The organism is Cupriavidus sp. 01L46 (assembly GCF_056399905.1).
Window position 1 is genome coordinate 1 of record NZ_JBFTSF010000181.1, and the last position, 13,239, is coordinate 13,239.

Here is a 13,239-nt window from a genome sequence, read left to right on the forward strand (position 1 = left end):
GCGCCCAGGCGATCCGCAAGAAACCTGGCCGCACCGAATACCAGCGCGGCATCCTGGCGCCGGCCCCGGAAGGCGGCTGGCAGGTGAGCATCACCGGGCAGCAGGGCTCGGGCGTGCTGCGCTCGATGAGCGAGGCCAATTGCTTCATCGTGCTGGGGCACGAACAGGGCATGGTCGCCGCCGGCGACGAGGTCGAAGTCATGCTGTTCGACGGGCTGATGTAAGCGCTGGCAGAAAGCCCGCCACGGTACGCTGGCTGCACCTTTGTGTCGTTTTTGTGCAGCAGTTTTGCCGGGGTTTAGCAAGCATATTGGCGGTTTTCCGTACCCCGCGAGTGCCGGACTATGCGCCGCCCCCCCCATTGGATACACTTGCGCAACATTACTTTGCTTACTGCCCAAGCTGTCATGAATCAGGAGATTGCGTACCTCCACCCGGTCAAAACCGCCCGCGCGCTCGTGCTCGTGTACCTGTGTTTTTCGGTACCCATCGTCTCGCTGGGCCTGTTCGTGGCCTTTATCCGCTATGGCGACCTGCCCGGCATCACCGTCTTCACCGCACTGATTCTCAATGCGCTGATCGGTTTCGGCCTGCTCTGGCTCGCCTGCAAGGCCTACAACTGGGTGGCAGCGCGTTTCGGCGGCATCGAGGTGACAATCCGCGACTTGTCCTGAACCGGCCAGCCGCCGAAACGTAAAAAGCGCATCGAATCGATGCGCTTTTTTTTGCCCGGCGCCAGCGTTCTTTGCCCCTCAACCGCCTGCGGCCTCGTCATCCGCCACGGCGGCCAGGCCGAGCAGTTCCTGCGCGTTCTCGCCCGGCAACGCTTCCACGGTGCGCAGCTTGCGCTCCATCTGGCGCGTACGCACCTCGGCCTGCTCGATGTTGCGGGCAGCGCGTTCCAACGTGTCGCGGGTCTTGGCCAGCACATCGCCGAACTTGCCGAACTCGGTCTTGACCGCGCCCAGCACCTCCCAGACTTCGCTTGAGCGGCGCTCCAGCGCCAGGGTGCGGAACCCCATCTGCAAACTGTTGAGCAACGCGGCCAGCGTGGTCGGCCCGGCTACTGTCACGCGGAAATTGCGCTGCAGCAGGTCGGCCAGCCCCGGGCGCCGCAAGACTTCGGCATATAAGCCCTCGGTGGGCAGGAAGAGGATGGCGAAGTCCGTGGTGGCCGGCGGCGACACGTATTTCTCGGAGATCGTCTGGGCCTCGCGCTTGATCGCGGCTTCCAGTTCGCGCCCGGCCAGCGCCACGCCATCGACATCGCCGCGTTCCTGCGCGTCGAGCAGGCGCTCGTACTGATCCTTTGGGAACTTGGCATCGATCGGCAGCCACACCTGCCCACCGGCAGCGTCCTTGCCCGGCAGGCGAATCGCAAACTCCACGCGCGCACCGGTATTGCGCACCGTCTCCACGTTCTTGGCGTACTGCTCGGCGGTTAGCACCTGCTCAAGCAACATCTCCAGCTGCACTTCGCCCCATGTCCCGCGCGACTTGACGTTGGTCAGCACCCGCTTGAGGTCGCCCACGCCCTGAGCCAGCGCCTGCATTTCGCCAAGGCCCCGGTGCACCTGCTCGAGCCGGTCCGAGACCAGCTTGAAGGACTCGCCCAGCCGCTGCTCCAGCGTGGCGTGCAGCTTCTCATCGACGGTGCGGCGCATCTCCTCGAGCTTGGCCGCGTTGTTGACCTCGATCTCCTTGAGCCGCTGCTCCAGCGTGGCGCGCACTTCGCCCAGGCGGCGCTCGTTGCCCTCGGACATCTGCGCCAGCTGCTGCTGCAGCCCGTCACCAAATCGGCGCAGCGCGCTGCCTTGCTCGTCGCGCGCCTGCTGGCCCTGTTGCAGCAGGTTCTGCCGGACCTGCTCGAGCTGCTGGGCGTTGGACTCGGTCAGCTTGGCAAGCTGCTGCGCGAACATGTCGATCTGGTTGTTCTGCAGCGTGGCGATACTGGTGAGCTGCGAGGACAGAGCCTGCTGGAAACGCACCATCTGCTGGCCGGCTTCGCCACGGCCGACGCGCGCGCTCTCAGTCACCTCGGTGCGCAGCTCGCGCCCCAGGCGCTCATTGCCGCGCGCGCCTTCGGCGCGCAGATCGGCGAGCTGGCGCAACAGCTCCGGGCCGGCACCGTCCTGTGCCACGCGGGGTCGCAGCAGCAACACCACCAGCAGCAGCACGGCGGCCAGTGCAAGGGCCAGGGTCAACAGAGAAATCAAGGTCATGAACAGGTTGGCAGGTGTTGGCAGCGAGAGGATCAGCGGCGGTGCGCCATCACTTCGGGATTGATCACGGAAGGCGGCTGCCCTGCCTGCGGTCCCACGCCGAGCGCGGCGATCAGGTTGTCAGCGGCCAGATCCGCCATAGCGCGGCGAGTCTTCTCCGAGGCGCTGGCGATATGCGGGGTCAGCACCACGTTGGGCACCGTCAGCAGGTCGGGATGGACCTGCGGCTCGCCCTCGAACACGTCGAGCCCGGCAGCGAAGATGCGCCGTTCGCGCAGCGCCTGGGCCAGCGCGGCATCGTCGACGACACCGCCGCGCGCCAGGTTGACCAGCGTGGCCGACGGCTTCATCTGCGCCAGCTCGGCCGCGCCGATGCTGTGATGGCTCTGCGCGCTATACGGCAGCACCAGCAGCAAATGATCGGACTGTGCCAGCAGCTCGGCCTTGCTGACGTAGCGCGCGTTGAGCGCATGCTCGGTGTCACGGGCCAAGCGGCTGCGGTTGTGATAGAGCACCGACATGCCAAACCCCGCAGCACGGCGTGCCAGGGCCTGGCCGATGCGGCCCATGCCAAGGATGCCGAGCGTGCTGCGATACAGGTCCATGCCGAGGAACATGTCATAGCTCCACCGCTCCCACTTGCCAGCACGCAGCCAGTGCTCGGACTCGGTCACGCGGCGCGCGGTCGCCATCAGCAAGGCCCAGCCGAAATCGGCCGTGGTCTCGGTCAGCACATCGGGCGTATTGGTGGCCACGATCCCGGCGGCGGTCAGCGCCGGCACATCAAGGTTGTTGTACCCCACMGCCATGTTGCAGACCGCGCGCAAGGCCGGCAGCCCGGCCACCAGCCCGGCATCGATGCGGTCCGCGGCATTGGCCAGCACACCGGACTTGCCGGCGAGGCGCGCCTTGAGCGCGGCGCCATCCAGCGTCACGTCCGGCTGGTTGTCGTCGACGTCGAAGTACTGCGCGAGCCGGTCGATCACTTCGGGAAAGACGGCGCGGGTCACGAGAACGGAAGGCTTGGTCATGCTCACACTCACACGCGAAAGAAGATAAAGGTCATCACCAGGAACAGCGGCACCAGCACGCAGATCGACCACAGCATGTAGCCGAAGAAGCTGGGCATGCGCACGCCGCGGCTTTCGGCAATTGCCTTGACCATCAGGTTGGGCGCGTTGCCGATATAGGTATTGGCGCCCATGAACACGGCGCCGGCCGAGATAGCCGCGAGCGTTGAGGCGTCGCGCGTCATCAGCGTGGCGGGGTCGCCGCCCGCGGTATTGAAGAACACCAGGTAGGTCGGCGCATTGTCCAGGAAGGACGAAAGAATGCCCGTGGCCCAGAAATACATGCTGTCGATGGGCTGGCCGCCGCTATCGCTGACCATGCGGATCACGCTGGCGAAGGCGCCGTCGGTGCCGGCCTTGAGCATGGCGATCACGGGAATGATGGTGAGGAAGATGCCGGCGAACAGCTTGCCGACTTCGAGGATCGGTTCCCAGTTGAATTCGTTGCCCGTGCGCGCCGTGGTCGGCGTGATCAGCAGGGACAGGAGCGCCACTACCACCAGCAACACATCGCGCACCGCTGCCGGCAGGCCGACCATGGTGCCCATCACGTTGAATTCAATGCCGGGCTTCCACAGCCCGCTCATCAACACCAGGCCCACCACCGCCAGCAGCAGCACGAAATTGCGCTTGCCCTCGATGCGGATGCCCGCGGAATCGGGCGTGGGGTCCGCTGCCTGCGGCAACTCCTCTTCCTTGTTCAGGTAGTAGTGGCGATCGACGAAATAAAAAATCACCAGCAGTGCGATGCAGATGAACAGCGTCTCAGGCAGGATGTTGCGCAGGGTCCAGAAGAAATCCACGCCTTTCAGGAAACCCAGGAACAGCGGCGGATCGCCCAGTGGCGTCAGCGCGCCGCCCGCATTGGCCGCCAGGAAAATAAAGAACACCACTACGTGCGCCACATGCCTGCGGTTGTCGTTGGCGCGCAGCAGCGGCCGGATCAGCAGCATGGCGGCGCCGGTGGTGCCCATCAGGCTGGCCAGCACCGTGCCGAGCGCCAGCAGGCCGGTATTCAGGCGCGGCGTGCCGTGCAGGTTGCCACGCACGCAGATGCCGCCGGCCACGATATAGAGCGCGGCGATCAGCGCGATAAAGGGGATGTACTCCGACAGCAGCGCGTGCACGGCATTGGCGGCGGCGGCATGCATGCCGAAAGCCTGCGCGAACGGTACCAGGAACAGCACTGCCCAGGCTGCGATGATCTTGCCGTAGTGGTGATGCCAGAAGCGCGGCGCGATCAGCGGGAACAGCGCGATCGACAGCAAGGTGCCGGCGAAGGGCAACGCCCACATTGGCGACAGCGTGGCGCCGTCGAGATCGGCGGCATGGACCAGGCTCGGGGCCAGCGTGAACAGCAGGGGTAGCAGTGCGGCGGCACGTCGCATCGGGCGGGATCTCCTTGTATCGGATTGCGTCACCCAGGGCCTGATGGCGGCCGCGAGCGGAGAAAGCGCACGAGCCCGAATGGCCCGGCAAGCGGGCCGCAGGCGCGCGGCGAGACCCTCAAGTGTAAAGCAATCGCCGCACGGCTCCGCCGATTCCGGACGCCCTGGACTGCCGCGCTCAGTCCTGCTCGACGAGGATCACGTGCACGCGGTACGGGCCGTGCGCGCCAAGCACGATGGTCTGCTCGATGTCGCCGGTGCGCGAAGGCCCGCTGATGGTATTGGTGGCACGGGGCAGCTCCCCGCGCTCGCTGCGCACCAGCGCGAAGGCGTCCTCCAGGCCATCGACGATGCGCGAGACCGGCACCACCGCGATATGCGTCTCCGGCAGCAGCGCCGCCGAAGCGAAGGTCTGCGGGCCGGACAGCAGCATCAGCGAGCCGGTCTCGGCAATCGCGCAAAAGCAGCCCGTGATGCCGACCATGTCGCCATGGTCGTGATCGGCCTGCGCATCGCGGACGGGCGGGCGGCACTCCACGGCCAAGCCCTGCCCTTGCCAGTCCAGTGCCGCCAGGGTGTCCCAGGCCACGGCGCGGCGGGCCAGGCCAAGGCTGTCCAGGTAGCGCGCGGCTGCGGCCGGCACATCGGCCATCGTGGCCACCCGCTCCACCGTGGAGGCCATTTTCTGCGCCTGCTCGTGGAAGGCCTGGATCCGGTCCACCGGCGCCGGCGGACGGGGGCCGGCGGGATGGCGCGCGAGATAGTCGGCCACCGCCGCGCGCTCGCCGTTGCTCACCCCTGGCGCGCGGCCCTGGGCGGCGCGGATGCGGGCAAAGATGCGATCGCGGGCGGAGGTGGTGTCCATGAGTTCGATTTCCGGAGGTTGGCGGCTTGGAGGCTTGGTGGCCTATTGGCTTAGTGGATCTGGAGGCTGCGGCGACGGCGCGCTTGCATCGAACGCGAACGCTACGCCGGCGCCTTGATGCCGAACACCTGCCGCAGGTACGCCAGGTAGGCGGGATCGTCGCACATGGTCTTCTCGGGCGTGTCCGACAGCTTGGCCACGGGCTGTCCATTGCAGCGGGTCATCTTGATGACGATCTGCAGCGGCGTGTAGCCAAGATCGTTGGTCAGGTTGGTGCCCACGCCGAAGGCAAGCCGGCAGCGCCCGCCAAAGCGTTCGTACAGCTCGATCACGCGCGGGATGTCGAGGCTGTCGCTAAATATCAGCGTCTTGCCCAGCGGGTCGACGCGGCTGGCGGCGTAGTGTGCCAGCATGCGTTCGCCCCAGGCGATCGGGTCGCCGGAATCGTGCCGCACGCCGTCGAACAGCTTGCAGAAGTACAGGTCGAAATCGCGCAGGAAGGCGTCAAAGCCATAGGTATCGGACAAGGCAATGCCGAGATCGCCGCGGTATTCCTTGGCCCAGACTTCCAGCGCGAACACCTGCGAGTCGCGCAGCCGCGGCCCCAGGGCCTGGCAGGCCTGCAGGTATTCATGCGCCATGGTGCCGAGCGGAACCAGGTTATGCGTGCGCGCGAAATGCACATTGCTGGTGCCGGCCAGTTGCGGGCCGAGTACCCGGCGCATGGTATGCAACACCTCTTCCTGCCAGTCGCGCGAAAAGCGGCGACGCGAGCCATAGTCGGCGATCACGCAGTCCGCATGGGCAGGCATCTTCAGCAAGGCCAGTTTGTCTTCCAGGCGCTTGCGCCCTTCGTTCCAGTCGGGCCGCGGCTGGGTGCGGCGGAAATAGACCTCGTTGACAATGGCCAGCAACGGCACCTCGAAGAGGATGGTATGCAGCCACGGCCCGCGAATGGTGATCTCGATCTCGCCGCTGCCGGGGGCGGCGGGCGCGATCGTCACGTATTTCTCGTTGAGGTGGAACAAGCCGAGGAAGTCGACGAAATCGCTCTTGATAAAGCGTAGCTCGCGCAGGTATTGCAGCTCGTCCGGCGTAAAGCGGACCTGGCAGAGCTGCGCCWCCTCTTCACGGATCTCGTCCACGTAGGGCGTCAGGTCGACCCCCGCGTTGCGGCATTTGAAGCGGTACTCAACCTGTGCCGCCGGGAAGTGATGCAGCACCACCTGCATCATGGTGAACTTGTACAGGTCGGTGTCGAGCAATGAGGTAATGATCATGTCGGGCCAAACGGCAGTGCCGGGTCAGAGCGCCATGCTACCCGAAAGCGCGGCGCTCTGGCCTCATGCGCCATCGAGGAAAGGATCAGGCTGGCGCCCCCGCGCGCTGCCGCGCAGGCACCACAGGAGCTGCCCGCGATAGCCCGGGCAGCCAACCAGCGTGGCCTGCGCCCGGGGCACTTCGGCGGGCAGCGGTTCGGCGAAGATTGCCGAACGGGCCGTGATGCGCTCCTGGTAGACCCGCTGCGTGCCGCGACGGAACACCAGCACCTGCACCGGCGTGCCGCGCTCGGGCTGCAGGCTGGCGTCGCATGGCAGAAAGCCGGCCTGGCCGCAGTTGGCCATGCCCTCCCCCGCCGCCTCGACCACCACGCCGAAATCATCCCAGTCAAAGAGCGCCAGCGCACTCAGGGATACCGGCCTGTCGCTCATCGTGCGCCAGGCCATCAGGCGGGCYACCACGCTGTCCGGCGGTCCGKCCTTGGCCAGCGTCTGCGCATGCGCGGCTGGCAGGGCCAGCGCCGCCAGGCATAGCAAGGCGCTCACCGCCTGGCTGAAACGGCAGCTGCGCGGCGACTCCCGGACTGGTCTTGGCATGGCGCACTCCTCACTCGGTTGGGCACGCGGCAATACCGCGCAGGCAAGCTCAGGCAGCATACAACGGCAACGCCGCACCGGCCAGAGAAGCACATCGGCAGGCGTGACGCCAACTGTCTTGGATCAAATGCACATAAAGAAATAAGAAAACTATCTGATCTGGCTATATAGAGCGACTACCCTAGCGTTATGGCTCAGCTACAATATCGGTCTTTGATAGGCCACGGCCTTCGCTCGCGCTGCGTATGGTGAACCCGGTGAACGCTGGGTTGGACCCGCACCGGCGTGATGAGCAAGGCACAACAGGCCAAATCCATTCCCATCGAAGCCGATCCCGTTTTTCTGGAACCGAAATGACTCACGTTGTCACCGAATCCTGCATCCGTTGCMGCTATACCGACTGCGTTGACGTGTGTCCGGTCGATTGTTTCCGCGAAGGCCCCAACTTCCTCGCCATCGACCCGGATGAGTGTATCGACTGCGCGGTGTGCGTGGCGGAATGCCCGGTCAACGCGATTTACGCCGAGGAAGACGTGCCGGGCGACCAGCAACAGTTCATCGACCTGAACGCCGAACTGGCACGCAACTGGCCCTCCATCACCAAGACCAAGGCCCCGCTGGCCGAAGCCGAGGAATGGAAGGACACGGCCGAGAAGCTGCAGTACCTGCAACGCTGATACCTGCAACACCAAAAGACAGGTCAGAAAGCCGTCCCCACCCACGCGCTTTCCCGTAATGCCGGGCACGCCTGTGCCCACAACGTATCAGGACGAATATGGACTTGAGCATCCCTAATCCYGTCGCCGACGCCACCAACCACGTTGCCGTCGGCAACGCTGGCGGCGGTCACCCGCTGGAAATCGACGCGCTGATCGTCGGTGCCGGTCCGGTCGGGCTCTTCCAGGTCTTCGAACTGGGCCTGCTCGAAATCAAGGCGCACGTGATCGACTCCCTCAAGGTGGTCGGCGGCCAGTGCGTGGAGCTCTATCCGGACAAGCCTATCTACGACATCCCGGCCGTGCCTATCTGCACCGGCCAGGAACTGACGGACAACCTGCTCAAGCAGATCGAGCCGTTCGAGCCGACCTTCCACCTGGGCCAGGAAGTGGCTGTGGTGGAGCGCCGCGAAGACGGCCGCTTCTTCGTCGAAACCTCGCTCGGTACCCGCTTCATCACCAAGACCATCTTCATCGCCGCCGGCGTGGGTTCATTCCAGCCGCGCACGGTCAAGGTGGATGGCATCGACAAGTTCGACGGCAAGCAGCTGTTCTACCGCGTCAAGGATCCGAGCCGCTTCCACGGCCGCAACCTGGTCGTGGTCGGCGGTGGCGACTCCGCGCTCGACTGGACGCTGGACCTGGTCGGCAAGGCCGAATCCGTGGTGATGATCCATCGCCGCGACGGCTTCCGCGCCGCGCCGGCATCGGTCGCCAAGATGAAGGACTTGTGCGAGCAGATGGAGATGCAGTTCTTGGTGGGCCAAATCAGCGGCTACGAGGAAAAGGACGGCCTGCTCACAGAGATCAAGGTGACGGGCGCCGACGGCGTGACCCGCCGCCTGCCGCTCGACGACCTGCTGGTGTTCTTCGGCCTGTCGCCCAAACTGGGCCCGATCGCCGAATGGGGCCTGGACCTGGAGCGCAAGCAGATCAAGGTGGACACGGAGAAGTTCGAGACCAACATCCCGGGCATCTTCGCGGTGGGCGACATCAATACCTACCCCGGCAAGAAGAAACTGATCCTCTCGGGCTTCCATGAAGCCGCGCTGGCCGCCTTCGGCGCCGCGCCCTACATCTTCCCCGAGAAGAAGATCCACATGCAGTACACGACCACTTCGCCGAAGCTGCACAAGATCCTCGGCGTCGATTCGCCGGTGTTCGACTGAGCCTGGCGCGCCTGGCTCAGTGCTTGATGCAAAAAATCGCCCTTCGGGGCGATTTTTTTATGGCACAGATCTAAAAGACCTTCTATAATGCGGCCCTGCCTCGGAACATCGGGGCGGAACCAGAAGTTCCGCAGCACCGGCAGTAAGAAATTACGGCGCAGGTGTTGACGGATAAACGAGAAACTGGTTAAAATCCTTTTCTCAGCTGTTCCCTGATAGCTCAGTTGGTAGAGCGACGGACTGTTAATCCGCAGGTCGCTGGTTCGAGCCCAGCTCGGGGAGCCAAAGAATGTGAAAGGCCCGCAAGAAATTGCGGGCCTTTTCCATTTGTGCGTCGGACTTGCCCGATGCATCATGCTTCGGCGCCGCAGCTCCGCACCCAGCCGCGGAACCGCTGCGGGTCCAAGCCCCGCAGCCACATCCCGCCCAGCCAAGCTCCCCCTACTCGATCGCAATGCCGTTCTGCTTGACCAGCCGCGCCCATCGCGTCAGTTCGGTTTGCAGGAATTGCCCGAAGGCCTGCGGACCGCTGCCGACCGGCACCACGCCGAGATCCAGCAGCCGGGCATGGACCTTGGGATCGTTGACCGCGGCCTGCACGGCCGCTGCCAGCCGCTCCACCACCTGCGGCGGCGTGCCCTTGGGCACGAAGAAGCCATTCCACTCCAGCACGTCGAAGCCCGCCAGCCCGCTTTCCACCAGCGTCGGCACGTCAGGCAATGCCGGCATGCGCTTGGCGGAAGTCACCGCCAGCGCCCGCAGCTTGCCGGCCTTCACATAGGGCAAGCCCGACGCCGCGTTGGCGAAGTAGGCATCGACCTGCCCGCCYATCACGTCGGTCAGCGCCGGCGCGCCGCCTTTGTACGGCACATGCAGCAGGTCGACCTTGGCCTGGCTCTTTAGCAGCTCCCCAACCATGTGCGCGGGGCTGCCGGGACCGTACGACGCGTAGGTTGTCTTGCCGGGATGCAGACGTGCGTAGCCAAGGAACTCGCCAACCGTCTTGTAGGGGGCGTTGGGCGGCACCACCAGGATATTGGGCGCCGAGACCGCCAGCGAGACCGGCAGAAAATCCTTGGCCGCATCGAACGGCAGCTTGCGCAGCGCCGGATTGACAACGAAGGTGGACGCGTCGTATAGCACCACATAGCCGTCGGCCGGCGCCTGGGCGACCGCCGCGGCGCCGATGGTGCCGCTGGCGCCGGGCTTGTTGTCGATCACCACCTGCTGCTTGAGCAGCACGCTCATCTGGGCGGTGATGACGCGCGCCGCATTGTCCGCGCCGCCGCCCGCCGAATAAGGCACCACGACGCGAATCGGCTTGGAGGGATAGCTATCCACAGCCTGCGCCGCGACCAACGCCGGCAGGCCAAGGAACGCGGTGGCGAGCCACGCGGCAGGTTGCCGGCGCCGGCGGGCATGCACGGCCGGGGACGATGAGGCAAAACCCAACGGAAAGGCAGACGCAAAAGATGACCAGAAGGAACGCACAAGCGCTGACACGCTAGCCGGCAAACCCTGCTGCATATATTGTCTCCGAACGATTTTTGTGGCGCGGCACGATGCCGCGCCGATGTAATTGCAAAAGCGTACAGGATGATGCCTAAGCGTGCCGAGGGGCGTGGGTTCTAGACTGGCGCCTGCCCTGAAGGCCGCCCGAACAGGCCGCATTCGAGATCGCTCTCGAACTCCTCGATCCAGCCGGACCCTTCGCTCGCGTCATAGGCGCTCTGCGCATCCATCGCGGGGCGCCGCACGCTGACCTGGCGTTGCGCCGGGTCGCCGTCATCGGGCTGGAAGCCTTCGTCAGTGATCTCGAAGTCCTCCGGCACAAAGCCGAGCCGCGTGCACAGGGTCACGACGTCTCGTTGCTCGTCCTGGGGGAATTGGGAAAACGGATGCTTGGCCATTGCACTCTCCCATCAAGTCGATGTGGCGCCGCATGGCGAGCGGCGCCATTTCCCTGCCCGGCCACTCCATGCACGCTAGCGCGTGTGCCGGCTGTTGATGACCGCCTCGGCCACGCTCGCCGGGGCTTCCGTGTAGTGCTTGAACTCCATGGTGTAGGTGGCGCGGCCCTGGGTCAGGGACCGCAGCGAGGTCGAGTAACCGAACATGGTGGCCAGCGGCACTTCTGCGCGCACCGACTTGCCGCCACCGCCCGCGATGTCCTCCATGCCGTGCACGATACCCCTGCGCGACGACAGGTCGCCCATCACGTTGCCAGTGAATTCCTCGGGCGTTTCGACCTCCACTGCCATCATCGGCTCGAGCAAGATCGGCTTGGCGCGGCGCATGCCCTCCTTGAACGCCATCGAGCCGGCCATGCGGAAGGCGTTTTCGTTGGAGTCGACATCGTGATAGGAGCCGAATACCAGCGTGGCCTTGACGTCCACCACCGGGTAGCCGGCCAGCACGCCCGACGCCAGCGTTTCGCGGATGCCCTTGTCCACGGCGGGAATGAACTCGCGCGGCACCACGCCGCCCTTGATGGCGTCGACGAACTCATAGCCCTTGCCCGGCGCCTGCGGCTCCAGATCGAGCACCACGTGGCCATACTGGCCGCGCCCACCGGACTGCTTGACGAACTTGCCTTCGATGTCCTTCACCCCCTGCTTGATGGTCTCGCGGTAAGCCACCTGCGGCTTGCCGACCGAGGCCTCCACGCCAAACTCACGGCGCATGCGATCCACCAGGATTTCCAGGTGAAGCTCGCCCATGCCGGAGATAATGGTCTGGCCCGATTCCTCGTCGGTATGCACGCGGAACGAGGGGTCTTCCTGCGCCAGGCGATTCAGCGCCAGGCCCATCTTCTCCTGGTCTGCCTTGGTCTTGGGCTCGACCGCCTGCGAGATCACCGGGTCCGGGAAGCTCATGCGTTCGAGGATGATCACATGATCGGGATCGCATAGCGTGTCACCGGTGGTGGCCTCTTTCAGCCCGACCGCCGCGGCAATGTCGCCAGCGCGCACTTCCTTGATTTCGCTGCGCACATTGGCGTGCATCTGCAGGATCCGCCCCAGCCGCTCCTTCTTTTCCTTGACCGGGTTGTAGACCGTGTCGCCGGAGTTCACCACGCCCGAGTAGACGCGGAAGAAGATCAACTGCCCGACGAAGGGATCGGTCATGATCTTGAAGGCCAGCGCGGAGAACGGCTCATCGTCATTGGGATGGCGCTCAGCCTCCTTGTCGTCCTCGGTATGGCCAAGAATCGCGGGCACGTCCGCCGGCGACGGCAGGTAGTCGATCACCGCATCGAGCAGCGTCTGCACGCCCTTGTTCTTGAACGCGCTGCCGCACAGCATCGGCACGATCTCGTTGGCAACGGTGCGCTTGCGCAGCGCGGCCCTGATCTCGTCCTCCGTCAGCGGCTCGCCGCCGAGGTACTTGTGCAGCAGCTCATCGCTGGCTTCCGCCGCGGCCTCGACCATCTTCTCGCGCCACTCCTTGGCCAGTTCCAGCAGTTCGGGCGGCACCTCGCGATATTCGAAGTGCAGGCCCTGGCTGGTGTCGTCCCAGACGGTCGCCTTCATCTTGACCAGGTCGATCACGCCCTGGAAGCCTTCCTCGGCGCCKATCGGTATCTGGACCGGCACCGGCGCGCCCTTGAGGCGCTCGGCAATCTGCGAGCGCACCCGGAAGAAGTCCGCACCGACACGGTCCATCTTGTTGACAAAGGCGATGCGCGGCACCTTGTATTTGTTGGCCTGCCGCCAGACCGTTTCCGACTGCGGCTGCACCCCGCCCACCGCGTCGTAGACCATGCAGGCACCATCGAGCACGCGCATCGAGCGCTCTACCTCGATCGTGAAATCCACGTGCCCGGGGGTGTCGATGATATTGATGCGATGTTCAGGATAATTGCCGGCCATCCCCTTCCAGAACGCCGTGGTGGCGGCCGAGGTGATGGTGATGCCGCGCTCCTGCTCTTG

Annotated in this window: 12 protein-coding genes, 1 tRNA gene and 1 pseudogene; 5 read left to right on the forward strand and 9 right to left on the reverse strand. The window is 65.1% G+C overall.

Annotated features, from left to right (window positions below):
- Together AC1DS3_RS25750 and AC1DS3_RS25755 are read left to right on the forward strand one after the other, a co-directional pair.
- Window positions 1-224: pseudogene (locus AC1DS3_RS25750) on the forward strand (molybdopterin molybdenumtransferase MoeA); the annotation flags it as partial.
- Between the two features lie 183 nt (window positions 225-407).
- Window positions 408-674: a hypothetical protein gene (locus AC1DS3_RS25755; RefSeq protein ID WP_006158586.1), complete on the forward strand. Its 267-nt coding sequence runs from the start codon at window positions 408-410 to the stop codon at window positions 672-674.
- A gap of 78 nt (window positions 675-752) precedes the next feature.
- Here AC1DS3_RS25755 and AC1DS3_RS25760 read toward each other — a convergent pair whose 3' ends face one another.
- The 6 genes from AC1DS3_RS25760 to AC1DS3_RS25785 all read right to left on the reverse strand — a co-directional run bounded on the left by AC1DS3_RS25760 (window position 753) and on the right by AC1DS3_RS25785 (window position 7,422).
- Complete coding sequence (locus AC1DS3_RS25760; RefSeq protein WP_477128228.1) at window positions 753-2,222, reverse strand: DNA recombination protein RmuC; 1,470 nt, start codon at window positions 2,220-2,222, stop codon at window positions 753-755.
- Window positions 2,223-2,254: 32 nt separating this feature from the next.
- Entirely contained in the window at window positions 2,255-3,253 is a 999-nt protein-coding gene (locus AC1DS3_RS25765) for a 2-hydroxyacid dehydrogenase (RefSeq protein ID WP_441641035.1), read from the reverse strand.
- Between the two features lie 8 nt (window positions 3,254-3,261).
- A complete protein-coding gene (locus tag AC1DS3_RS25770) occupies window positions 3,262-4,680 on the reverse strand; it encodes a sodium:proton antiporter (RefSeq protein ID WP_441641036.1) in 1,419 nt (472 codons plus the stop codon).
- A gap of 178 nt (window positions 4,681-4,858) precedes the next feature.
- On the reverse strand, window positions 4,859-5,545 hold the full coding sequence (locus AC1DS3_RS25775; RefSeq protein ID WP_441641037.1) for a LutC/YkgG family protein: 687 nt from the start codon (window positions 5,543-5,545) through the stop codon (window positions 4,859-4,861).
- A gap of 101 nt (window positions 5,546-5,646) precedes the next feature.
- Window positions 5,647-6,825 carry a nicotinate phosphoribosyltransferase gene (gene pncB / locus AC1DS3_RS25780; protein ID WP_477128229.1) on the reverse strand — a complete coding sequence of 393 codons (1,179 nt, stop codon included), beginning with the start codon at window positions 6,823-6,825 and terminating at the stop codon, window positions 5,647-5,649.
- Between the two features lie 63 nt (window positions 6,826-6,888).
- Window positions 6,889-7,422, reverse strand: a complete 534-nt coding sequence (locus AC1DS3_RS25785; RefSeq protein WP_477128230.1) for a hypothetical protein — start codon at window positions 7,420-7,422, stop codon at window positions 6,889-6,891.
- A gap of 353 nt (window positions 7,423-7,775) precedes the next feature.
- On the opposite strand from AC1DS3_RS25785, the gene fdxA reads away from it, so the two are divergent.
- The 3 genes from fdxA to AC1DS3_RS25800 all read left to right on the forward strand — a co-directional run bounded on the left by fdxA (window position 7,776) and on the right by AC1DS3_RS25800 (window position 9,592).
- Complete coding sequence (gene fdxA / locus AC1DS3_RS25790; protein WP_477128231.1) at window positions 7,776-8,099, forward strand: ferredoxin FdxA; 324 nt, start codon at window positions 7,776-7,778, stop codon at window positions 8,097-8,099.
- Between the two features lie 98 nt (window positions 8,100-8,197).
- Window positions 8,198-9,307, forward strand: a complete 1,110-nt coding sequence (locus tag AC1DS3_RS25795) for an NAD(P)/FAD-dependent oxidoreductase (protein ID WP_441641040.1) — start codon at window positions 8,198-8,200, stop codon at window positions 9,305-9,307.
- 209 nt (window positions 9,308-9,516) lie between these two features.
- Window positions 9,517-9,592, forward strand: a tRNA-Asn gene (locus AC1DS3_RS25800).
- Window positions 9,593-9,748: 156 nt separating this feature from the next.
- Here AC1DS3_RS25800 and AC1DS3_RS25805 read toward each other — a convergent pair.
- From AC1DS3_RS25805 to fusA, 3 genes are all read right to left on the reverse strand, one after another.
- Window positions 9,749-10,675 (reverse strand): tripartite tricarboxylate transporter substrate binding protein, encoded by a 927-nt coding sequence (locus tag AC1DS3_RS25805; protein ID WP_477128233.1) that lies wholly within the window; start codon window positions 10,673-10,675, stop codon window positions 9,749-9,751.
- 260 nt (window positions 10,676-10,935) lie between these two features.
- Window positions 10,936-11,217 (reverse strand): hypothetical protein, encoded by a 282-nt coding sequence (locus tag AC1DS3_RS25810; RefSeq protein ID WP_441641041.1) that lies wholly within the window; start codon window positions 11,215-11,217, stop codon window positions 10,936-10,938.
- A gap of 75 nt (window positions 11,218-11,292) precedes the next feature.
- A partial coding sequence (gene fusA / locus AC1DS3_RS25815) for an elongation factor G (RefSeq protein ID WP_477128232.1) occupies window positions 11,293-13,239 on the reverse strand: 1,947 nt, incomplete at its 5' end.

Coding starts and splice junctions, on each gene's coding strand:
- AC1DS3_RS25755 (WP_006158586.1), top strand. CDS start 408: ATGAATCAGGAGATTGCGTACCTCCACCCGGTCAAAACCGCCCGCGCG.
- AC1DS3_RS25760 (WP_477128228.1), bottom strand. CDS start 2,222: ATGACCTTGATTTCTCTGTTGACCCTGGCCCTTGCACTGGCCGCCGTG.
- AC1DS3_RS25770 (WP_441641036.1), bottom strand. CDS start 4,680: ATGCGACGTGCCGCCGCACTGCTACCCCTGCTGTTCACGCTGGCCCCG.
- AC1DS3_RS25775 (WP_441641037.1), bottom strand. CDS start 5,545: ATGGACACCACCTCCGCCCGCGATCGCATCTTTGCCCGCATCCGCGCC.
- AC1DS3_RS25810 (WP_441641041.1), bottom strand. CDS start 11,217: ATGGCCAAGCATCCGTTTTCCCAATTCCCCCAGGACGAGCAACGAGAC.